This is a genomic window from Desulfosarcina cetonica JCM 12296, assembly GCF_001311845.1.
Lineage (GTDB): Bacteria > Desulfobacterota > Desulfobacteria > Desulfobacterales > Desulfosarcinaceae > Desulfosarcina > Desulfosarcina cetonica.
Window position 1 is genome coordinate 1 of record NZ_BBCC01000039.1, and the last position, 20,349, is coordinate 20,349.

At 53.8% G+C, this 20,349-nt stretch carries 26 protein-coding genes and 1 pseudogene; 16 read left to right on the forward strand and 11 right to left on the reverse strand.

Translation table 11 applies throughout. The features are described 5' to 3' along the window. Nucleotides 1-14 precede the first annotated feature (14 nt). From JCM12296_RS51355 to JCM12296_RS11195, 3 genes are all read left to right on the forward strand, one after another. Complete coding sequence (locus tag JCM12296_RS51355) at nucleotides 15-107, forward strand: hypothetical protein (protein WP_479690858.1); 93 nt, start codon at nucleotides 15-17, stop codon at nucleotides 105-107. A 241-nt stretch (nucleotides 108-348) separates the two neighbouring features. Continuing rightward, nucleotides 349-975 (forward strand): LysE family translocator, encoded by a 627-nt coding sequence (locus JCM12296_RS11190; protein ID WP_054692754.1) that lies wholly within the window; start codon nucleotides 349-351, stop codon nucleotides 973-975. 17 nt (nucleotides 976-992) lie between these two features. Next, the gene (locus JCM12296_RS11195) at nucleotides 993-1,373 is read left to right on the forward strand and encodes a cupin domain-containing protein (protein ID WP_054692853.1); all 381 of its coding nucleotides are present in this window, start codon (nucleotides 993-995) and stop codon (nucleotides 1,371-1,373) included. An 8-nt stretch (nucleotides 1,374-1,381) separates the two neighbouring features. Here the strand turns inward: JCM12296_RS11195 and JCM12296_RS11200 are convergent, their stop codons facing one another. Then, nucleotides 1,382-2,596: an MFS transporter gene (locus JCM12296_RS11200; protein ID WP_054692757.1), complete on the reverse strand. Its 1,215-nt coding sequence runs from the start codon at nucleotides 2,594-2,596 to the stop codon at nucleotides 1,382-1,384. A 90-nt stretch (nucleotides 2,597-2,686) separates the two neighbouring features. Here JCM12296_RS11200 and JCM12296_RS47345 point away from each other — a divergent pair, with 90 nt between their 5' ends. The 3 genes from JCM12296_RS47345 to JCM12296_RS11210 all read left to right on the forward strand — a co-directional run bounded on the left by JCM12296_RS47345 (nucleotide 2,687) and on the right by JCM12296_RS11210 (nucleotide 4,856). After that, a complete protein-coding gene (locus tag JCM12296_RS47345; RefSeq protein ID WP_281491975.1) occupies nucleotides 2,687-2,821 on the forward strand; it encodes a hypothetical protein in 135 nt (44 codons plus the stop codon). 65 nt (nucleotides 2,822-2,886) lie between these two features. Then, on the forward strand, nucleotides 2,887-3,903 hold the full coding sequence (locus JCM12296_RS11205; RefSeq protein WP_054692760.1) for a phosphohexomutase domain-containing protein: 1,017 nt from the start codon (nucleotides 2,887-2,889) through the stop codon (nucleotides 3,901-3,903). Next, nucleotides 3,786-4,856, forward strand: coding sequence for a phosphohexomutase domain-containing protein (locus tag JCM12296_RS11210; protein WP_083456066.1), 1,071 nt, complete (start codon nucleotides 3,786-3,788; stop codon nucleotides 4,854-4,856). The genes JCM12296_RS11205 and JCM12296_RS11210 overlap by 118 nt, the downstream gene beginning before the upstream one ends. A 26-nt stretch (nucleotides 4,857-4,882) precedes the next feature. On the opposite strand, the gene JCM12296_RS44190 is transcribed toward JCM12296_RS11210, so the two are convergent. Genes JCM12296_RS44190 through JCM12296_RS11220 form a run of 3 tightly spaced genes read right to left on the reverse strand, consistent with a single transcriptional unit; the run spans nucleotide 4,883 to nucleotide 6,771 of the window. Continuing rightward, nucleotides 4,883-5,110, reverse strand: a complete 228-nt coding sequence (locus tag JCM12296_RS44190; RefSeq protein ID WP_246804159.1) for a hypothetical protein — start codon at nucleotides 5,108-5,110, stop codon at nucleotides 4,883-4,885. A gap of 14 nt (nucleotides 5,111-5,124) precedes the next feature. Further along, on the reverse strand, nucleotides 5,125-6,516 hold the full coding sequence (locus JCM12296_RS11215; RefSeq protein ID WP_246804160.1) for an aminotransferase class V-fold PLP-dependent enzyme: 1,392 nt from the start codon (nucleotides 6,514-6,516) through the stop codon (nucleotides 5,125-5,127). Nucleotides 6,517-6,558: 42 nt separating this feature from the next. Then, the gene (locus tag JCM12296_RS11220; protein ID WP_054692766.1) at nucleotides 6,559-6,771 is read right to left on the reverse strand and encodes a dodecin family protein; all 213 of its coding nucleotides are present in this window, start codon (nucleotides 6,769-6,771) and stop codon (nucleotides 6,559-6,561) included. A 450-nt stretch (nucleotides 6,772-7,221) separates the two neighbouring features. On the opposite strand from JCM12296_RS11220, the gene JCM12296_RS11225 reads away from it, so the two are divergent. The 3 genes from JCM12296_RS11225 (at nucleotide 7,222) to JCM12296_RS11230 (ending at nucleotide 8,562) form a co-directional block, all read left to right on the forward strand. After that, entirely contained in the window at nucleotides 7,222-7,812 is a 591-nt protein-coding gene (locus JCM12296_RS11225) for a hypothetical protein (RefSeq protein WP_054692769.1), read from the forward strand. A 181-nt stretch (nucleotides 7,813-7,993) separates the two neighbouring features. Beyond that, nucleotides 7,994-8,296: a BrnT family toxin gene (locus tag JCM12296_RS36270; protein ID WP_083456067.1), complete on the forward strand. Its 303-nt coding sequence runs from the start codon at nucleotides 7,994-7,996 to the stop codon at nucleotides 8,294-8,296. Next, entirely contained in the window at nucleotides 8,293-8,562 is a 270-nt protein-coding gene (locus JCM12296_RS11230; protein WP_054692772.1) for a BrnA antitoxin family protein, read from the forward strand. Before JCM12296_RS36270 ends, JCM12296_RS11230 begins: the two co-directional genes overlap by 4 nt. A gap of 731 nt (nucleotides 8,563-9,293) precedes the next feature. Here the strand turns inward: JCM12296_RS11230 and JCM12296_RS11235 are convergent. Then, a complete protein-coding gene (locus tag JCM12296_RS11235; RefSeq protein ID WP_054692773.1) occupies nucleotides 9,294-9,773 on the reverse strand; it encodes a helix-turn-helix domain-containing protein in 480 nt (159 codons plus the stop codon). A 267-nt stretch (nucleotides 9,774-10,040) separates the two neighbouring features. On the opposite strand from JCM12296_RS11235, the gene JCM12296_RS11240 reads away from it, so the two are divergent. Next, nucleotides 10,041-10,811 (forward strand): class I SAM-dependent methyltransferase, encoded by a 771-nt coding sequence (locus JCM12296_RS11240; protein ID WP_246804161.1) that lies wholly within the window; start codon nucleotides 10,041-10,043, stop codon nucleotides 10,809-10,811. A 373-nt stretch (nucleotides 10,812-11,184) separates the two neighbouring features. On the opposite strand, the gene JCM12296_RS11250 is transcribed toward JCM12296_RS11240, so the two are convergent. Continuing rightward, entirely contained in the window at nucleotides 11,185-11,862 is a 678-nt protein-coding gene (locus JCM12296_RS11250; RefSeq protein ID WP_054692776.1) for a DUF1847 domain-containing protein, read from the reverse strand. Between the two features lie 191 nt (nucleotides 11,863-12,053). Here JCM12296_RS11250 and tsaA (JCM12296_RS11255) point away from each other — a divergent pair, with 191 nt between their 5' ends. From tsaA (JCM12296_RS11255) to tsaA (JCM12296_RS11270), 6 genes are all read left to right on the forward strand, one after another. Further along, nucleotides 12,054-12,560: a tRNA (N6-threonylcarbamoyladenosine(37)-N6)-methyltransferase TrmO gene (tsaA, locus tag JCM12296_RS11255; RefSeq protein ID WP_083456068.1), complete on the forward strand. Its 507-nt coding sequence runs from the start codon at nucleotides 12,054-12,056 to the stop codon at nucleotides 12,558-12,560. 282 nt (nucleotides 12,561-12,842) lie between these two features. Then, on the forward strand, nucleotides 12,843-13,343 hold the full coding sequence (locus JCM12296_RS11260) for a P-loop nucleotide/nucleoside kinase family protein (protein ID WP_054692856.1): 501 nt from the start codon (nucleotides 12,843-12,845) through the stop codon (nucleotides 13,341-13,343). Between the two features lie 76 nt (nucleotides 13,344-13,419). Continuing rightward, nucleotides 13,420-13,809, forward strand: a complete 390-nt coding sequence (locus JCM12296_RS36275) for a septal ring lytic transglycosylase RlpA family protein (protein ID WP_083456069.1) — start codon at nucleotides 13,420-13,422, stop codon at nucleotides 13,807-13,809. 123 nt (nucleotides 13,810-13,932) lie between these two features. Next, nucleotides 13,933-14,334, forward strand: a complete 402-nt coding sequence (locus JCM12296_RS44195) for a ferric reductase-like transmembrane domain-containing protein (RefSeq protein WP_246804162.1) — start codon at nucleotides 13,933-13,935, stop codon at nucleotides 14,332-14,334. Beyond that, nucleotides 14,310-15,266 carry a ferredoxin reductase family protein gene (locus JCM12296_RS11265; RefSeq protein ID WP_246804163.1) on the forward strand — a complete coding sequence of 319 codons (957 nt, stop codon included), beginning with the start codon at nucleotides 14,310-14,312 and terminating at the stop codon, nucleotides 15,264-15,266. The genes JCM12296_RS44195 and JCM12296_RS11265 overlap by 25 nt, the downstream gene beginning before the upstream one ends. Nucleotides 15,267-15,307: 41 nt before the next feature. Continuing rightward, entirely contained in the window at nucleotides 15,308-16,048 is a 741-nt protein-coding gene (gene tsaA / locus JCM12296_RS11270; protein ID WP_054692784.1) for a tRNA (N6-threonylcarbamoyladenosine(37)-N6)-methyltransferase TrmO, read from the forward strand. Between the two features lie 11 nt (nucleotides 16,049-16,059). On the opposite strand, the gene JCM12296_RS11275 is transcribed toward tsaA (JCM12296_RS11270), so the two are convergent. From JCM12296_RS11275 to ptsP, 5 genes and pseudogenes are all read right to left on the reverse strand, one after another. Continuing rightward, complete coding sequence (locus JCM12296_RS11275) at nucleotides 16,060-16,635, reverse strand: response regulator (RefSeq protein WP_054692787.1); 576 nt, start codon at nucleotides 16,633-16,635, stop codon at nucleotides 16,060-16,062. A gap of 16 nt (nucleotides 16,636-16,651) precedes the next feature. Next, nucleotides 16,652-17,497 carry a 16S rRNA (adenine(1518)-N(6)/adenine(1519)-N(6))-dimethyltransferase RsmA gene (gene rsmA / locus JCM12296_RS11280; RefSeq protein WP_054692792.1) on the reverse strand — a complete coding sequence of 282 codons (846 nt, stop codon included), beginning with the start codon at nucleotides 17,495-17,497 and terminating at the stop codon, nucleotides 16,652-16,654. Continuing rightward, a complete protein-coding gene (locus tag JCM12296_RS11285) occupies nucleotides 17,494-18,012 on the reverse strand; it encodes a DUF2062 domain-containing protein (RefSeq protein ID WP_054692794.1) in 519 nt (172 codons plus the stop codon). Before JCM12296_RS11285 ends, rsmA begins: the two co-directional genes overlap by 4 nt. Nucleotides 18,013-18,086: 74 nt before the next feature. Continuing rightward, nucleotides 18,087-18,523: pseudogene (smpB, locus tag JCM12296_RS11290) on the reverse strand (SsrA-binding protein SmpB). Nucleotides 18,524-18,565: 42 nt separating this feature from the next. Then, nucleotides 18,566-20,344 (reverse strand): phosphoenolpyruvate--protein phosphotransferase, encoded by a 1,779-nt coding sequence (gene ptsP / locus JCM12296_RS11295; RefSeq protein WP_054692797.1) that lies wholly within the window; start codon nucleotides 20,342-20,344, stop codon nucleotides 18,566-18,568. Nucleotides 20,345-20,349 lie beyond the last annotated feature (5 nt).

A 20,349-nucleotide genomic window follows, 5' to 3' on the forward strand; every position in this document is an offset into this window, starting at 1 on the left:
CCACGGGGCGGGACATCCTGGCCCTGGCCGAGGCCGTGGCCGAGTCGGTTCAGGCGACCTTCGGGATTCGGCTGGCGCGCGAGGTGCGGGTGGTGGGAAACGTGTGAATCGATCGCAACGCTTTAGACCACCTCATTTTGTTGCGGGTTCAGGCAGAACCCAACGCGTCAATGCCAAATGCCAAAATCCGAATGTCAATTGAAGGATTGTATCGATTGTAGATGGATAGAATGCTTTCAATTGGCATTTGTCATTGGACATTTGACATTGTCGCATCTGGATGGTAGCGGATGGCAGCCACTCGAACAACGATAATCCGCTACCGCGAACCTTGACGAAAGACCACCCATGATATCCAACGATACGCTGATCGCGTTTTTCATGGCATCGATCCTGCTCGCCCTGGCCCCCGGGCCGGACAACATCTTCGTTCTCACCCAGTCGGCCCTACGGGGCAAGCTGGCCGGCCTGCTGGTGACCCTGGGGCTGTGCACCGGCCTGATCGTTCACACCACGGCCGTGGCCTTTGGCGTGGCGGCGATCTTCAAGGCCTCGGCCCTGGCCTTCACCGCCCTGAAGCTGGTCGGCGCCGGCTATCTTCTCTACCTGGCCTGGCGGATTTTCCGCGCCTCGGCGGAAACCATCGCCACCGGCCAACGCAGCGAACTGAGCTATGGCCGGCTTTATCGGCGCGGCATCATCATGAACGTCACCAACCCCAAGGTGTCGATCTTTTTCCTGGCCTTCCTGCCCCAGTTCGCCGATCCGGCCCGTGGCTCGCTGACCCTGCAGATGCTTCTTTTGGGCGGGGTTTTCATCGTTTCGACGATCCTGATCTTCGGCGGCATCGCCCTTCTGGCCGGCACCATCGGCGGCTGGCTCAACCGGTCGCCGCGCACCCAGGTGATCATGAATCGCCTGGCCGGGACGGTTTTCGTGGGGCTGGCCCTGAAACTGGCCACGGTCAAACAGTGATGGTTGCCGGTGAATCCATGCCGGATGGCCCTGCGTCGCCAACGATTCGCCGGATGCGGCCGGAAGCGGAGTACTTCTTCCAGGAGGGCTGCTTTATCCTCGAGCTGGCCAACACCGCCGACGATCCGGCGGTTTCCATCGCCCGGGCGCGGGTCACGCCCGGCGTGACCACCCGCTGGCACCGCCTGTTGGGGATTACCGAGCGCTATGTGATCCTCGAAGGCCGGGGACAGGTAGCGGTGGGCGATCAGCCGCCCCGGACGGTCGGTCCCGGCGACGTGGTGACCATTCCGCCGCAGTGCCCCCAGCGCATCACCAACACCGGTGATGTCGATCTGGTTTTTCTGGCCGTTTGCACGCCGCGCTTTGTTCCCGAGGCCTACCAGGAAAGCGAATAGACCTCTTCTCAACCTTCCGGGATCGGCTGGGCCGCGCGATGTGCCGTGCCGTGGTTCAAATCCCTGCGCCAGGTGCAGACCAGGAAGACCAGGATGCCCGCCACCATGGTCAGGCTGCCGAGCATGAAGGCGTGGCGCAGCTCGAAGAGGTCCATCATCACCCCGGCCAGCACCGATCCGAGGAGCATGCCCAGGCTGTGGGCCACGGTCAAAAGCGCCATCACCGAGCCCATGGCCTCGCTGCGGCTGCCCCACAGCACGGCCACGGCCATCAGGGCCGGCATGCAGATGCCTCCGCCCAAACCGAAGACGATGCTGGCGTAGAACATATACCAGAACCCCGTGGCATGACTGAAGGCGTAAACCGAGGCGGTGACGATGGCGCCTCCCAAAAGGACCAGACGCTTGCGCTCGAAGCGGTCCGCCGCCCAGCCCATGGGAACCTGGATCACCCCGCTGACGAAAATGCCCAGGGTGACCAGAATGCCGATGGCCGATGCGGAGATGGAAAACTGGGTATCGGCGAAGACCGGCAGGAACCCCCAGATGATGCCGATGCAGGCCGTGTAGGCCAGGCGGAAGAAACATAGCCCGGCCAGGGTGGGATCGGTGATCAGGCGAGACCACTGCAGCGGCACGCGGCCTTTCTGGACGACGTTTTCCTTGGCGGTGGGCGGCAGAAACACCAGGCTGCAGACGAAGGCGATGATGGAGAGAGCCCCCATGCTGATGAAGGCATCCCGCAGGCTGAAGCGGTCCTTGATGACCCCGCCGATCATGGGCCCGGCACTCAGACCGATCATCAGCGACATGTTGAAGAGCCCCATGATCCAGCCCTCCTTGCCCTTGGGCGTGATGTCGCCCACGTAGGCCTGGACCACCGGCATGATCATGGCCGAGGTGATGCCCTGGATGAAGCGGATCCCGATCAGGGTCTCCACGTTGATTGAGAAGATGAAGGCCACCGAGATGACCGCGTAGGAGAAGAGACCGGCAACGATGAAGGGCTTGCGGCCCTTGCGATCCGAAAGGCGTCCGAACAGGGGCAGGAAAAAGGTCCGCGAAAGGGAGAAGGCACCGAAGATCAGGCCGATATAGAGGCCGGACGCTCCCAGGTCGTGGGCATAGACCGGCAAAAGGGGCACCACGATGCCCACCCCGGTGACAGCGGTGAAGATGGAGAAGAAGAGGGTGGCGAAGACTCTGCGATGGACGCTGTTCATGGGGCTTTCAGGTGCCGCTTCTTTGAGAAGGTGCCGGTAAAACCGTTGTCAATGACGGTAAAATACAATATTTACCCCAGCAGGCGGGCATTGTTCATTGCCCATTTCCGGATGGACACGAATTACGAGGACAACGGCATGGACCCATACCAGACCCTGATGGAAAAAGCAAAAAAAGGATTCCGCGCGCTCGACGTTCCCGATTCCCTTGTTGCCGACGCCTGAAAGGGCTTTCGACCTGGCTGAAGGACCCCCTGTTTGCCGTCTATGTTCCCCAAATCGCGCATTTTGTGGAGACGGCCCAGTGGGATTTTCTGTTGGACGCCTTTTACCAGGTGATTCCCTTTGGCACGGGCGGCCGGCGGGGGTTGGTGGGCATCGGCCCCAACCGCATCAACCCCTGGACCATCCAGGCCTCGGCCCAGGGGCACAGTCAGTACCTGGTCAGTGCCCACGGCGAGGCGGCCCGGAAGCGGGGCGTGGTGCTGGCCTATGACGTGCGCCGGTTCACCGATACCCGATGCTATGCCGCCGACCGGCCCAACCCGGTGGCCGGTCTGGACGGCCGGCAACTGGCAGAAGCCGCGGCCCAGGTCTACACGGCCAACGGCATCCGGGTGCACCTGTTCGACGGCCCGCGCAGCACACCGGAACTCTCCTTTGTCATCCGCCATCTGGATGCCGTCTCCGGATGCGTTTTTTCCGCCAGCCACAATCTGCCCACGGACAACGGCAAGAAGGTTTACGACCAATACGGCGGCCAGTTGATCCCGCCCCACGACCAGGATCTGGTGGACGAAGTCACCGGCAATGTGGCCGCCATCCAGACCCTGGATTTGGACGTCGCCCGCGAAAAGGGTCTCTTGACCCTGATCGGCCAGGCGGTGGACGCGGCCTACCAGGCGGCCGTGGCCGAGCTGACCCTCAGCCCGGCGCGTGGCATCAAAATTCTCTACAGCCCGTTGCACGGCACGGGCCTGACCTCGGTCTACCCCGTGCTCAAGCAATTGGGGCACGACATTCATCTGGATCCGGCCACGGCCAATCCCAGCGGCGCCTTCGAGAACGTGACCTTCAACATTCCCAACCCCGAGGTGATCCAGTCCTTCGACGCCTCCCTGCCGGGTGCCGATGCCATTGCCGCCGACGTGATCATGAGCACCGACCGGACGCCGACCGCATCGGCATCATGGTGCGCCACGCAGGCACCTGGCGATTTCTCAACGGTAACGAGATCGGCATCGTGCTCTGCGCCTACGCCCTGGACCGCTACCGGGCCAAGGGGGAACTCACGCCGCGTCACGTGATCATCAAGACCGATGTCACCTCCTCGCTCATTGAGGCGATCGCCGCGGAAAACGGCATTCAGTGCATCGGCGATCTGCTTGTGGGCTTCAAATACATCGGTGAGGAGATGAACCGCCTGGAGGCAGCCGGCCACTCGGCCGACTTCATCCTCGGCACCGAGGAGAGTCACGGCTTCATCATGGGCAACTACGTGCGGGACAAGGATGCCGCCAGCGCGGCCGTCTGGCTGGCCGAGCTGGCCGCCATGCTCAAGGCCGAGGGGCGCAGCCTGGTGGACTACCTGGACGACATCTACGCCCGCTACGGCTACTGCCACAATTATCTCACCGAAATTCGCCTCTTGGGCGCCAAGGGCATCGGGCAGATCAACCGCATCATGCAGCACCTGAGGGAAACGGCCATCGAACGTATCGGGAGGTTTGTCGTGACGGAGAAGATCGACCGCTGGCAGGGCGATCCCCAGCCCCATTTGTCGTCCACCGATACCGCCTCGCGCAATGTCTTGATTCTGAAACTCCAGCCGACGCCCGAGACCCGCGGCATCCGCGTGACCGTGCGGCCGTCGGGCACCGAGCCCAAGTTCAAGATCTACATCGAAGTCCTTGGCCGGCCGTTTGAACGGGCTGTGGGCGAGGCCGCCAAGGCCGGCATCATCGACATCCAACAGCGCCTGGAGCGGGACTTCATGACCTATTGCTACGGGATCCTGGGGGTGGATTTCCCCGAGCGTGGATTCCTGCTCTTCTGGCAGCTACCCCTGGACGACAAGATGGCCTACTTCGCCATCGAGAACCGATTGGCCGGGTTGACGGACATCAAAGATGGCGTCGAACGCAAGGCCCGCATGGACGACCTGCTGGCTTTTCTCGGCGCCAATCCCGTGCAGAAGGTGGACGCGGCTTTTACCGCCCGCTATGGCAAGGGCGTGCTGGATTATCTGGGGCTGGCGTAGCCGGCCGGAAGCGCTCCATGAAGGGTTTATTTCAGACGTAGCGTTGGCGCAATGCAGTCTCGATAAATCGCTTCCTGTTCGTCCAGGATCTCGTTGAGGATGTCCGGGGTCGTGCGTTGGTTCATGAGCACCACGCGCAAAACCACCATGTCGGGCCGGCCGGATCGTCGCAACGTGGTCCGGGAAACGAAACTGTTGCCGGCCTCGCGTTGCATCCGCTGAAGCTTGATATTGATTTTATTCAACAGCCGCAAACGGACGTCTTCGTTCAGGGTCCCTTAGCGTCGTTGGCGCCACGCAGCGCGTCGGGTACAAGACGGTAGGTCAAAATGTTGAGCTCGGGAGCCGTGATCAATTCGAACATGGGGCGACGGGTGATCTCTTCGGCAAACGCGCGGGCGATGTCGATGCCGTGGTCGAGGAGCAACGCATATCCGCCGGCCCCCATGATATCCAAAGCGCTTCCCAGCACCAGGCAAGTGGCGGAACGCGAACCCGCCAAGGAGTGAATGCCAAGATCGACCGAGCCCGGACGGTTGATGTAGGCGGCATGGTAAGCCACGGCATCCATGGCCTGGGGGTCCCTGAAGAACACCATGCCATTGCTCATGGGCAGGTAGAATTGTTTGTGGCCGTCAATGGTGATCGAATCCGCCAACTCGATGCCTTTGAGCAATCCACGATAGCGTTCGGACAGCAGCACCGGCCCGCCCCAGGCCGCATCCACATGAAAGTGGACGCCGAATTCGCGGCACAGGTCGGCGATGGCCGGCAGGGGGTCCACGGCGCCGGTTTCCGTTGTACCGGCGATGCCGATAACGGCCATGACGGATGTTTCCGGATCCCGGTGATGCGCCTTGAGGGTGCGTTCGAGCACTTTCAGATCCATGTGGTTGGCGCTGTCCACGGGAATCGGCGTTACCGCATCGTAGCCCAGCCCCAACACCCCGGCCGATTTGCGGATGGAGTAGTGCCCCAATTGAGATACCATGATTGTCAGCCTGCGGAGGCCACGGTCTTTTAGGGCAGCGGCCAATCCATCGCGTTCGGCTCCGGCGCCGCCCGATGTGGCGGGCAGCAGTCGGTTCCGAGCCACCCAGAGGGCGGTAAGATTGGCCAAGGTGCCGTCTTCCACGAATGACCCCAGGGTGCTTTCCGGCTTCTGGATATGTGTATCGTAGAAAGTTTCGTCGAGATCGAACAACAGCCGGTGAACCTTGGCCAGCACCTGGCGCTCATAAACACTCACCACCTTAGAGGTTTCGATTTTCACCGGATTTTGGTTCAGTGCAGCAACGATGGTGCTCAGATGCACCATGAAAAAGGGAATGGCCGAGGTCATGTGGCCGATAAAATAGGGGGAGGAGATATTGACTGCCTGGGGGGCGATCTCCTCGATGATCTCGGTGATAACCTCCGCCAGCTTTTTAACCGGGGTACGTTCGATTTTCGATGAGGTAAACTGCGTAGCCAGCTTTTTCAAGGGAATCTCTTCGGTGATTCCCACGTGCTTGCCCAGAAAATCGTGCAGGCCAAACAGGATCTGCTCCATGTACTTGGTGAGCACGTTTCGCGACTGTTCGTTTTCCGGCCGGTGGAAGATGCGCTCCAGCGCCTCATGATCGGCTACCAGTTGAGGCCGACTTTTTTGCTCTCTCATCGAAAATGCCTCGCCTGAAAAATGAATGGCAATTTCCCAATATCAATCCGCTGCATGTTTGAATGACACCTTTATCCGTACGCGATAGTCGATGATCTTACCATTTTCCAGCGTCATATCCAATTTGGAAATTTCCGCCACTCTAAGATCCTGCAAAGAGGCTGATGCGGTTTCCAGGGCGTTGTCTGCTGAAATTTCCCAGGACGCCTGGCTGGTTCCCACCAATTCGATGACGTTGTAGTCACTTTCGCTCATTGATCCCTCCTTTTGTTTCTCAGTTGACCGTGTCGGGTGCATACCTGAATACGTAAAGGCTGATCGGATAATCCTAAATTGAGCTATGATAGTGTATTGAGATTACCTTGCACCGCCTTCCCGTGTCAATTGTTGTGATTGATGGGAATGGGGCGGTATCCCAAATGATACGGCACAATGACAGGTGGATGGGATTGCCCCTGCTTTTGATGGTTTCATGGCAGTTGTACATTGCAAAATAGGATAATGTATTGATTTTCAGTAATAATCTTGTTGACATGGAGGGGCTTTGGATATGAGTATATCCTAAAAATGAAAAGTGGAAAATTTCTGGGTTTATTTTCCACTTTTCACAAGTAATATGCCAATACGTGGAAAATAGTCCATTCTATAACCGCAATACGTGGAAAACTTTCCACTTATTGTCACTGTTCGCATGGATACCGACTAATGGATATTGCATTATTTATAGCTCAATTCTTTCTCATAATTTTGATAGGGGTCGGAATAAATTATATAAAAAAATTGCCTGGAAGACTGCATAAAGAAGGTGAGATCAGATATGAATATGGTTTCAAAAAAGACTTAGAAGCAATAAAAGCATCTTTAACTCAAGAAAATCAATTGCAAACAATTAGGTATCAAGAAAGCCAAGCCAGAATGGCTGAGGAATATATTGAATTTATAGATTATTTTAATAGTGTGTGGACGGATCGAAAGGTTCAAAAAGAGATTGCATCAAACCCTAAGAAACAGATGGAATTTAATAAGAAAATGGTTTCTCTCGGGATATGGCTCTTTATTTTTGGGTCTGATAAAACAGTAAAAAAATATCTTGGATTTAGAGCGACATCCCAACCAGATGCAAGTGGAAATCCTCATGATGTGTTAATACGGTTTGGGGAATTGGTTTTACAAATGCGGCGAGACCTTCTTCATCCCGATTCAACATGTTCAGAAGATGATTTCCTAAACATGTTTATTACGGATTGGGAGAATGAAAGAAAGAAACTTGCTGCACGTAATACGACTGAACAATAAAATGCGAACAAATCGTTGGAGAGGGACCAGGCTTACTGCGCGGCCTTTCGGAAGCCCTTGGTTCAGGAAAATTTAACTTTTTTACCGGAAGTTTTGGGGTTTAAAAGCCTGGCCCCTCAACTCCCCGTTCTGTCCCAGCTACCAATTGACAATTGTATATAACCATGATATACAAAACCACATGGTTAAACCGACCAAAATATTGGCGAATTGCACTGGTTTCGAATGGGACCATGGGAATATTCCTAAGAATTGGGAGCGGCATGATGTTTCAACTGTGGAATGCGAACAAATATTTTTCAATAAACCAATTATTGTAAAACGTGATAAAGTGCACTCTTTATCTGAAAATCGCTATTATGTACTCGGCCGCACCAACATGAATCGATTGCTTTTTGCCGTTTTCACTGTTCGCGATGATAAAATTCGGATTATTTCAGCAAGAGACATGACGGAAGGGGAAACGGAAGGGTACTTAAAATGAAAAAGAAGAAGATTCCTAAATTCAAAAATGAGGCAGAGGAACGCCTTTTTTGGCAGCAAAACGATTCTTCTGATTATATCGATTGGTCTGAGGCTGAAGAGGCTGTTTTTTCAAAGCTAAAACCTTCGACGCGCACCATTTCCATACGCCTCCCGGAATCAATGCTCGAAGATTTAAAATTGTTAGCTAATAAGCGTGATGTTCCGTATCAGTCTCTACTGAAGATTTTTTTGTCTGAACGAATCGATTCTGAATTGCACCATTAATATATATTCAGACAGAACATCTGCCTTCAGCAGACCGCGGGAAGATCGCCGCGGCTGCTGAGGCTGGCGTTATCGCGCGAGCAAAGCTCGGCGCATCTTGCAGGGTGCAAGTCCCTGCCGGGAGGAAAGTCAGTAATGGCTTTCTGTAAGGGTTAGCCACCCACCCGTATCGAGCCTTGGTCCATGGCGGAGATACTTTCTACTCATTGTAAGTGTTGGACGCCGATGTATTGGCTGGAAACGAGCCGCGACCCGGGCAACCGGTGCCATTCGCGGAAGGTCTCACCCCACTGACCGATCAATGGAGTAGGGTATTGAACAAGATGGGCTAAGCGTAGGCAGAGAATCCTGTAGGCCGCAGGGGAGATCGCGCACCCTGAAGTGCTGGTACAGCTTCGAAATTACAGTTGCGGACGCCGAGGGTTTTAACGGTCGCCGAAGGCAACACAGAAGCATCCGTTTTGGCGAGGATGTGGAGGTCCGCCGGAGTCCACAGGCCGTGGCATGCAGGAAGAGATGCGTCGGAGAACTCGGGAAGCCCCAAAGGTTCCAGGCAAAGAAAGATGGTTCATTACAGTTGTGAAATGCTGAGTTCCAACGTCTGGTGGGAGGACTGCGATAGCCCTCTATGAATAGTCTGACGAAACACCAAAGGTAACCCAAAAACGGTGCAAATACGAAATGCGCGGCGTCCATAAAGAACAGGTGGCGCTGACCGGCCTTTGCCTGTTCTATTCTTGGTTCAAGGTCTTTTTTTTAAATTCTTCTTGGGCTTCGAGGTCCGCACCCGCAGGGACTGATCCGACTTTGCGGTACTTCATGCCAAGCTTTTTTAGAAATACACCAACTTGGGTCTTGCTGCGTCGAATTCCGGTCAGCCTTTCGATTTCAGCAGCAGCTTGCGCAATATTGGCAACCGGATTCTCCCGAAAATGCTGTTCAATCGAATCGCTATATTTTTCAAGTTCACTTTGAGGACGGTGAAAATTGACTTTTCTAATTTCATCAAGGCCGCCTTGACGGTAAAGTCGCAAGTATTTTGTCACGGCATTGTCACAAGCACCCGATATTTTCGCAATCTGTTTGTGTGGAAGCCCCTGACTTTTTAGCCAGAGGACTTCCATCCTGCGCTGAACTCGGGGAATGGGATGATGAAACCTTTCATAGTCAATAGCTTTAAGATCCTGGTCAGAAAATACTACTTTAATCATTAGTCTCTCCCTGGCGGCTCATTGAAGGTTCAATGCATCCAGGGTAGTATGGCAAATAATACCACTTTTGTCCCGTAGAAAATTAATATCGGCGGTAATTTTCACATTTTATTGCCATTCGCAGTATAACTCGCCAACCAGTCAGTTGAGGGGACGCTGGCATTTTTTCTTGTAGATCTTTCATCGCGCCCTCACTTCACCGTTCGGCGGCGAAAGCGCTGCCACTGAGACTGCATCATATTTGGGATACAGTAGAAGGAGAGCGTGATGTCTGACATCCAATCAATACACGAATTTGACCTCAATATGATCTGTGAATATTTCTCGGCCTTGACTCGCCAGGGACCTGGTAGCCCTGAAATCACTAATAGGGCATTTGACTTCATAGATGGGATAAATTCTGATTCCCATGTTGCCGATATTGGCTGCGGCACAGGCGGACAGACGATGGTCTTGGCTCAGAGAGTTTCCGGCAAGATCACCGGGATAGATCTGTTTCCGAGATTTATCGATCTATTTAATGCCAATGCCAGGCAGCATGGGCTGAATGATCGGGTGACGGGATGCGTTGGTTCTATGGATAATCTCCCATTCGATCCAGGCAAGATAGACCTGATATGGTCTGAAGGCGCAATCTACAATATTGGTTTTGAACGTGGCCTTCGTGAGTGGAGACAGTATATAAAAATAGGGGGTTACATCGCTGTTTCGGAGGTGTCATGGTTCACGGATAAGCGTCCTGACGAAATTGAGGACTTCTGGATGGAAGCATATCCTGAGATTAATACGATTCCTGTGAAATTGGCGCAAGTGCAGACGGCGGGCTATATGCCGGTGGCATGTTTCGCTTTGCCGGAATCCTGCTGGCTTGATCACTTCTACTCACCGCAAGCTGAAGCGCAGAAGATATTTTTGGCGAAACACCCTAAAGATGCATCCGTAAAAGGGTTTATTGAAAATCAGAGGCACGAGCAGCGCCTATACGAGAAGTATAAGAAATTCTATGGGTATGTATTCTATATCGGGAAAAAAATATAGCTGCAGGGCAGCTGCCTTTCGAGTGTCGACATGCCGCCCAGTCCCTCATGCTCGGCGCATCTTGCAGGGTGCAAGTCCCTGCCGGGAGGAAGGTCGGCAATGGCTTTCTGTAAGGGAGATTGGTAGTGAATGGGACTACGAAATTCACGTCCATGAAGCCGCAGAACAGTATCTGGGATCGGAGGAATTTTTTCGCCTCCGGGAGCGGTTCGCGTCCGTTCCCGGAGTTGATGAATGTGAACACGAGGACCGTGAGGTGTTTTTGGTTCGAACGCATTCCCTTGATACTCAGGACATCTTGGATGCTTTCTGGTCTCAGTTCCTTAAAGCGGCGGAGACTGGGGTAGTAGATGAGGAGCGCTAGCATCGCAAGCTACTTCAAACAGCGATAATAGCTGTTTACATTATAAACGGCCGCCAGAGGGTTGTGGCCAAGCATCCTGTCTTTAACGGCAAGTATTGTGCAGGGAGCCTCAGCATACTTAAGGAACAGGGAATCGTGACCAACACAAAGGCCCAAAAGGACATTAAAATCAGTTTTTTCCGTGTTCAATATCATGGCCTGCAAGATCGGATTGCACATGGCCTCCTCAGCCCTATCCAATGCGATATGATGTTCTTTGCCGACACCAATCCGTTCTTTAGAAATTCTTCCAACTTTGCATATTGCCGAAACGACCTCAAACTTTCTCGATAAAAAAATCTTCTCTACAACCTTTGCTTCATTTCTCAAACCAAGGCAAAAAGCGATGCCTAAACGTTTGTAGTGCATCCTCGCCGCAAATTCCATTGTTTCTTCGATTCGGGTTTTTGATGCTCTAAGATTTTCATATCCGAGATCCTTGTTCAAATAACCTTCCGATTCTTGTATCGAAGATTGTTTGGCAAATTCAGAAATACTGGGCTTGTCATATTCCTTCAGGCTTTGTTCTGCAAGTTCTGCCAAATTTCGAGTAGGGCAGAAATGGGGAGCTTTACCATCCTTTTTTTGGCATAATCGGTCTGATGCTTTAAAAGGACAACGGGCACAGGAAGGGGTTTCATTTTGCATGACTGATTCCTTCAAAATTCTGTTATATGGGATGGTCTATGGAGCACGCCGTCGACAGATCAATAATAATTGATATCTGATCAAAAGAACATATTTTCCCAGTAGAAATCAAGGCAATTTATACGCATGTTCGGGGGGATTCTTTCTATGTGGATTGAGCGTATCCGGAGCTTGTATTTGGCGGTAAATCGTTGCCACGGCATTACTCGTTCATATTTTTACACCTGTGGATTCTATTCGTTTTCCATGGCAATTCGCCCGGGAAATGGCAACCCACGGTCCGACCGCCGCGGCTGGGGGGCAACCGACGCATGGGGGTGTTTGCCACCCGTTCCGGTTTTCGGCCCAATCCCATCGGCATGTCGAGTGTGGTCCTGGAAGGCATGTGTCGCGAAAGGGGGCAGCTTTTGCTCGAGCTGTTCGGTGTCGACATCCTGGATGGGACGCCGGTGCTGGATATCAAACCGTACCTGCCCTATGCGGACCGGATCGCGGAAGCGACCGGCGGATTTGCCACTCAGCCGCCCCGTGCCTGCCTGCGGGCCGACTTCACCGACGCGGCAAGGCAGGCCCTCGTGACGATCGAACGCCGTTATCCGGGATTCGCCGGGTTGGTGACCTATGTGCTGGGGGCGGATCTGAGACCGGCCTATGCGGATACCACGGATACCATTCATAAATATTGGATTGAATCTTGAAAAAGCTGATTTCAACGAGAATGAAGGCAGAAGATTTTTTACAGTAAAAATCGATAGGTAGGGTTAATGACCGCCCACTAAAGCGGACCGGGAAAAGCGGTAGTATTTTTGACATTGCCATTTGTTTAAGGCCCTAATTATACTGAACGTATGATATGTGGTTATTCCCGGACCGATTGGTTCAACCGATAAGCGGGCTACGCGCCGCTTATCGGCCGCGAGATGCAAGCCGCGACTGTTATACGTTTCTATGGATTATATGAATTGAACAATGGGAACAAAATGAAAGAAAATGGAAGATTGATATTTTTCTGTGGAAAAATGGGTGCTGGTAAAACGATAAAATCAAAAGAAGTAGCTCACGATCAGAATGCTGTGCTTATTTCTGAAGATGAATGGTTAGAATCGCTATATCCGGGACAGATTAAAAAATTCGATGACTATCTTAACTTCTCTCGTCAGTTAAAGCCACTGGTAACATCTCATGTTCAAAATATTTTACGCACAGGAACTGATGTGGTTATGGATTTTCCGGCCAATACAGTTTCTCAGCGAAAATGGTTCAAAACTTTATATGCTGAAATTAATGCGCCTCATGAACTGATTTATCTGAATGTTAGTAACGAAATTTGCCTTAAACAGATCGCACAAAGGCGCACTGAACAACCAGAAAGAGCATCCTTTGACACTGAAGAAGTCTTTCATCATGTAACAAGTTTTTTTGAAGAACCAAGTGCAGACGAAGGCTTTAATATCAAGCAAATTGATCGGAGCAGCGTATAACCTCTGCTTTAACTGTGACGGCAAAAAGCCGCCGCGCGTTAAGCAACCGTTATGAGAAAACAATCAAAGACCCAATATGCATGTCTACTTAAAAAAATTACCGCTCTTGCTGTTTCTCTGCATTTTGACAGGTTGTAGTACCGTTCAAACTGGCGCCGGAGGTAACTGGATCGGATTTACAGAATCTGGCAAAGCCTCATACTATGCGGACAAACATCAGAATAGAAAGACCGCTAGTGGCGAACTTTATAAGCATGATTTGAAAACGGCCGCTCATAAAAGGTTGCCATTCGGGTCAAATGTAAAGGTAACCAATATCAAGAATGGCAAAAGTGTAATTGTAAAAATTAATGATCGCGGGCCGTTTGTCAAAGGTCGCATTATCGATCTTTCAAAATCTGCCTTCCGCACCATAGGTAATACATCTTCTGGTCTAATCAGCGTAAAAATTGAAGTGTTGCGATAGCACATAACAGGGCGCTTTCTTTTCAGGCTGAAGAATTGGATTTGATCTGGTCAGAAGGAGCCCTCCTTAGTTGACGGATGTGTAACAAACATCTTAGTTAAATCAAGAATCCAGAGGATATTTATGAAAAACATTAAGGTTGCTTTTTGGGTGTTCTTACTATCATTAAGCTTGTTATGGCTGTTGGCGGACACACTAATGCCAAATCCCTTTACATATTTTTCTTTCCGCACGGTGTTCATTCAATACACAGGCGTTATCGGCATGGGATTGATGAGTCTATCATTGTTGCTGGCAGTGCGTCCCAAATGGATGGAACGGCCATTGAAAGGGTTAGACAAGATGTACCGTCTCCACAAGTGGATTGGGATTACCGGACTGGTGGTCTCTATTCTCCACTGGTGGTGGGCCCAAGGTTCCAAATGGATGGTCGGGTGGGGCTGGTTGACTCATCCGCCGCGAAAACCACCCTCTGGAGAGTCTCTGTCCCAACTTGAACAGTGGCTGAACAGCAGCGTGGCTTAGCCGAAACGATTGGCGAGTGGGCATTTTATGCCGTAGTCGTATTGATTACCCTGGCTTTGGTCAAGTCGTTTCCCTACCACTTGTTCAGGAAGACGCATAAATGGTTGGCGGTTGCTTATCTAACGCTGGTATATCACACGCTTGTTCTGACAGAATTTGAATATTGGACCCAACCTGTTGGCTGGGTTATGGCGATCTTACTCTTGATCGGCACGTTGGCGACATTTCTGGTTTTGACGGGACGTGTTGGCCGTAAGCGCAAAGTACAAGGAACGATTAAATCAATAACCACTTATCCCGGAGTGCGGGTTGTTGAAGGTTGTATTCAGCTCGAAAATGGATGGCAGGGGCACGTACCTGGCCAGTTTGCTTTTCTTACGTCAAAAAACTCCGAAGGGACACACCCCTACACCATTGCATCGGCATGGAACCCGGATGAGCGAGATTTAACCTTTATTGTGAAAGAGCTGGGTGACTGGACCCAACAACTGCAAAATTGGTTAAATGTTGGCATGCCTGTCTCCATAGAAGGTCCCTATGGTTGCTTCGATTTCAATGATACCCTCGCACACCAGATATGGGTTGGTGCGGGTGTCGGTATTACGCCTTTTATTGCGAGGATGAATTATCTGTCGCAGTTTCGTGGTCAGCAGAATATTGATTTGTTCCATGTGACCAGTGATTACGACCAAAGAGCTATTGATAAAATCACCGCCGATGCTAAAGCCGCGAACATCAAATTGCACATCATCGTACCTCCAAAAGATGGCCGCTTAACACCTGAACAGATTCGTGCGGCGGTACCAGCATGGCGTTCAGCAAGCCTATGGTTTTGCGGGCCAATTGCTTTCGGTCGTTCCTTGCGAAATAATTTTTTGGGTCAGGGTCTACCGTCAGGGAATTATCATCAAGAGTTATTTGAGATGCGATAAGTCATGTTTTTTTCGAGCCATCTATTGTGAGGCATTATCCATTGGCGCGGTCATTCACCTTTAAGCCCATCGGCGTGATCCACTCATGTTTTACCGAGAAGTTCGGCATTCCCCGTCAGCCGGGTCTGGTGCCGGCCGCCCGGGCCACCCTGAAGATCCTGCCACCCCACGACCGCGACGAAGCCTTCCGCGGCATCGACCAATTTTCACACCTGTGGATTCTGTTCGTTTTCCATGGCAATCCGCCCGGGAAATGGCAGCCCACGGTCCGACCGCCGCGACTGGGGGGCAACCGACGCATGGGGGTGTTCGCCACCCGTTCCGGTTTTCGACCCAATCCCATCGGCATGTCGAGTGTGGTCCTGGAAGGAATGCGTCGCGAACGGGGGCAGCTTTTGCTCGAGCTGTCCGGGGTTGACATTCTGGATGGGACGCCGGTGCTGGACATCAAGCCGTACCTGCCCTATGCGGACCGGATCGCGGAAGCGACCGGCGGATTTGCCGCTCAGCCGCCCCGTGCCTGCCTGCGGGTCGACTTCACCGATGCGGCAAGGCAGGCCCTCGTGACGATCGAACGCCGTTATCCGGGATTTGCCGGGTTGGTGACCCAGGTGCTGGGGGCGGATCCGCGACCGGCCTATGCGGAGGCCCGGTCGGGCCGTAGCGAGTATGGCGTGCGATTGTATGATGTCAACGTGCGCTGGACGGTGGGTGCCAAGACGATCGTCGTCCATACGGTGACATGGCCGGATGATGCGGTGGCGATGGGGACGGACGGATAGAACGCCCCGTCCTATTCCAGCCCCATCTCCTTCTTGACGGCGGCGGCGCATTGCGGGCAGTAGGTCGATGTGGGGGCGATGCCGGCCTTTTCCCAGACATACTTCTCCACCGACACCCATTGGCCCGTGCCCGGCTCTTGGCCGCTGTCGTCGCGGATTTTTTTGCAGACACAGCAGATCGGCAGCATTTTTTCGTAGAGTCGGATCTTGCGCGATGCTTCCAGACGTTCGAAGCAACGGGAAACCCTGAATTTGATCTCCTCGGGTTCACACGGCTTGAGCATGTAATCGTCGGCATCCAGCCGCAGGGCGTCGATGGCCGACGACATGTCGCCGTAGCCGGTGAGGATCAGGACCATGGTTTCCGGGCTTCTCGCCTTGGCCGCCTTGAGCACCTGGATGCCATCGATGTGATCCATCAGCAAGTCGGTGATGACCAAATCAAAATGGGTCTCTTGGAGACGGGCAATGGCCCTTTCGCCGCTTTCCGCCGTGTTGACATGATAGCCTTCGCTCTCAAGATCCTTGCCAATACCGCTCAGGATGTACGGATCATCGTCGACCAGGAGAATTCGGAGTTTGCGCATTTTGTCCTGCCTGTTGTTATCCATTGCTTGCGATTTGGTTGCTCAGCCGGACAAACGCCGCCACGGGCAGACTTTCCGCCCGCTGCATGGGATCGATCCCGGATTGAATCAACAGCCGTTCACACGTTGCCGGATCCAGCTTCAGATCACTTTGGGAAACCGCGTTGCGCATTGTCTTGCGCCTTTTGCCAAAGGCCGCCTTGACGACCCGGAAGAGCAGCCGTTCATCATCGGCGGGAAAGGGGGGCGGGTCAATAAAATCAATTTTGATCACCGTCGAATCCACTTTGGGTGCCGGGAAGAATTGATGCGCCCGGACCTGCAGGCAAACGGCGGTCTGCGCGCAGTACCCCAGCATCACCGACAGTCGTCCATAGGTTTTTGATCCCGGTCCCGCGCAGATGCGTTCGGCCATCTCTTTTTGCAGCATCAGCACAGCCCGGCGAATGTAGTGCCGGGCATGGATCAGCTGAACGATTACCTGGGATGAGATGTTATAGGGCAGGTTGCCCATCACGATCATCGGTGCATTCGTTTCCCGGCCAATGGCCCCAAGATCGGTCCTGAGGATGTCGGCCTCGCGAATATCCAGGTTGTCGATACCGGCGGCGAGGCGTTCGGTGCGCAAAAGCTCGGTGATGCGGGCGTCCTTCTCGACGGCGATGACCTTCCGGGCTGCCTGGGCGGCGGGAAGGGTAATGGCGCCCAGGCCGGGACCGATCTCCAAAACCACATCGTCGTCTCCGATCGCCGCATGGGTGACGATGGCCCGCGCCACATTGGGATCGCTGAGGAAATTTTGGCCCAGTTGCTTCCTGGCCTGGATATTCCAGGCGGTCAGAAGAGTACGGGGCGACGTCATTGGCGCGGGCCTGTGCCGGGGTTCCAGGGACAGGAGCGATTGCGGATGGTCACAAAGATCCGCAAGGTGATGAAGTATGCCATGATGCCGAGCACGGCACCGATCAATGCGCCGCCCACCAGCATGGCCCAGGTGACATCGATCCCCAGGGCCATCAACTGCGAGAATGAATCGAAGGTGATGTTGTTCAGCGTCGCCTCATAGCCCAGCAGCAGGCATCCCAGTTTGTAATTGGCATAGTAGACCAGGGGAATCGTCAAGGGGTTGCTGAGCCAAGTGCCCAGGGCGGCCGCGGATTTGCTACCCCGGAACAGATAAGCCAGCCCGACGGCGACAAGGGTCTGCAACGGGATGATGGGCAGGATGGATACGAAGATGCCCAACCCCATGCCCATGGCGATATAGTGGGGATTGCCTTCCAGTTGGCGAAGGCGGACCAGCATCTGGCTGAGACGTTCCCGGGGGCCTGTGAATGCTGGCGGTTTTTTAGTCAGGCGCTTGCGCGAAGGGTTCATGCTGGCAGCCGTTCCTGCAGATCGAGTCGACATCATCTGGGGCGGAGAGGGGATGATATGTTCCGCTTCAGGCATCATCGGTTGTTTTTTCGCTCCCGGTCGAGTTCGCGCTTCTGGTCGCGCTGACGGATCGATTCGCGTTTGTCGTGGCTGCGCTTGCCCCTGGCCAGGGCCAGGGACAACTTTGCCTTGCCGGCCTTGAAATACAGCCTCAGGGGAATCAATGCGTAGCCTTTTTCGTTGACCTTGCCGTAGATCTTTTTGATTTCGTAATTGTGCAGCAGCAGTTTGCGCGGCCGCAGGGGATCATGATTGTTGTAATAGGCGAAGGGATAGCGCCGATGTGCATCTGGTAAACAAAGACCTCGCCATTTTTGATGCGCGCATACGAATCCTTGAGGTTGGCCTTGCCCATGCGCAGGGATTTGACTTCCGTGCCGACCAGGACGATTCCGGTCTCGTAGGTATCTTCGATCGTATAGTCGTGGCGGGCTTTGCGGTTTTCCGCCACGATCTTGATAGGGGGTTTTTCCAAAGGGTTCGTGCTCCTGTCTTACTGATCCGATCCGGCAGCGCCGAGCCGGGTCACCGCTTCGCCGAAATGTTGGGTTAAAAAATCCTGGATCGCCCTGGCCGTGGTCAACCGCATCATCTCGGCGATAAGGGTGTCGATGCCGGCCAGGTTGAGGGAACGGATGGCGCTCTTCACGACCGGGATCGCCTGGGGGTTCATGCTGAGTTCCTCCACGCCCAATCCGAGCAAAATGGGGGCAAAGAGGGGCGCGGCGGCCATTTCACCACACATGTAGGTGGGAATGCCCTTTTCCCTGGCCACATCACAAACGCCCTTGATCAGCCGCAGAATCGCCGGATGCAGGGGTTGATGCAGGTGGGCCACATGACGGTTGCCCCGGTCGACGGCCAGGGTATATTGAATCAGATCATTGGTGCCGATGCTGAAAAAATCGGCCTTCTCGGCCAGGATATCGGCCGTGACCACCGCCGAGGGCACCTCCATCATGATGCCTATGGGAATATCGCGGTTGTACGCGAGCCCCTGTTTCTCCAGGCTTTCGGCGGCGTCATCGATGAGCGCGATCGCCTTTTCGACCTCCTCGATGCCGGAAATCATCGGCAGCAGAATGCGAACATTCCCATGGGCGGCGGCCCGCAGGATGGCCCGCAACTGGGTCTGGAAAATATCGGGTTTTCTGAGACAGTAGCGAATCGCCCGCAGCCCCAGGGCGGGGTTGGCTTCCTGGTTCTCGTGGATATAGTTGACCGCCTTGTCGCCATTGATATCCAGGGTGCGGATGGTCACCGGGCGATTCCCCATGACGTCGATCACATCTTTGTAGTTCTCGAACAGTCCGTTCTCGCTGGGGAAATCGGGCCGGCTGAGGTATTGGAATTCGGTCCGGTACAACCCGATGCCGTCGCCGCCGTGATCCAGCAGGGCCACCACCTCCTCGGGCAATTCGATATTGCCCATGACCGAAATGAGCTGACCGTTTTGGGTCTTGGCCGGCAGATGGCTTGTGCGGGCCATCTGGGCTTTGCGGATTTCGTATTGCTCCCGACGTTCCTCGGTGGCCAAAAGGGTCTGTTCCGTGGGATGGACCACGACCGTGCCGGTTCCGCCGTCAACGATGATGATATCGTCGTTGTTGATCTTCAGAGTGGCGTTGCCCACCCCCATCACCGCCGGGATTTCAAGGGTCCGGGCAATGATGCTGGTGTGGGATGCATGGCCGCCGCGATTGGTGACGAACCCCTTGATTCGCTCCAACTGGATCTGGCTGGTTTCCGCCGGAGAAAGATCCCGGGCCACCAGGATGACCCGTTTGTCGATGCGGGCGATATTTACATGTTCGCCTCCCACCAGGTTCTCCATGATCCGGTCGGCGACATGGGTGATATCCTCGGCCCGCTGCCTAAGGTAGTCGTTGGACATGTTCTCGAACATGGGCTTGACTTGCGAGACCACTTTTTTCAGCGCCCATTCGGCATTGACATGCTCTCCTTCGATAACCTCGATGGTACGGTCGTAGAGCATCTTGTCCTTGAGCAGCAGCATGTGGGTTTCCAGAATCTGGACATGCTGGCGCAGCTCTTCGGGGGTTTTGTCGATAACCCGTTGCAAAGCCTCGCCGGCTTTCCTCACGGCGGTTTTAAACCGTCCCACTTCCGCGGGGAGGAACGCTTTACGGACAATGTACTGTTTAACGACGTCGACCCCTTCCTTATCCACCAGGTAGGCCTTGCCGATGCAGATACCGGGCGAGCCGCCAATGCCTTTGAGGATAATTTCCTGGGATTCCTGATCTTCCATGAACG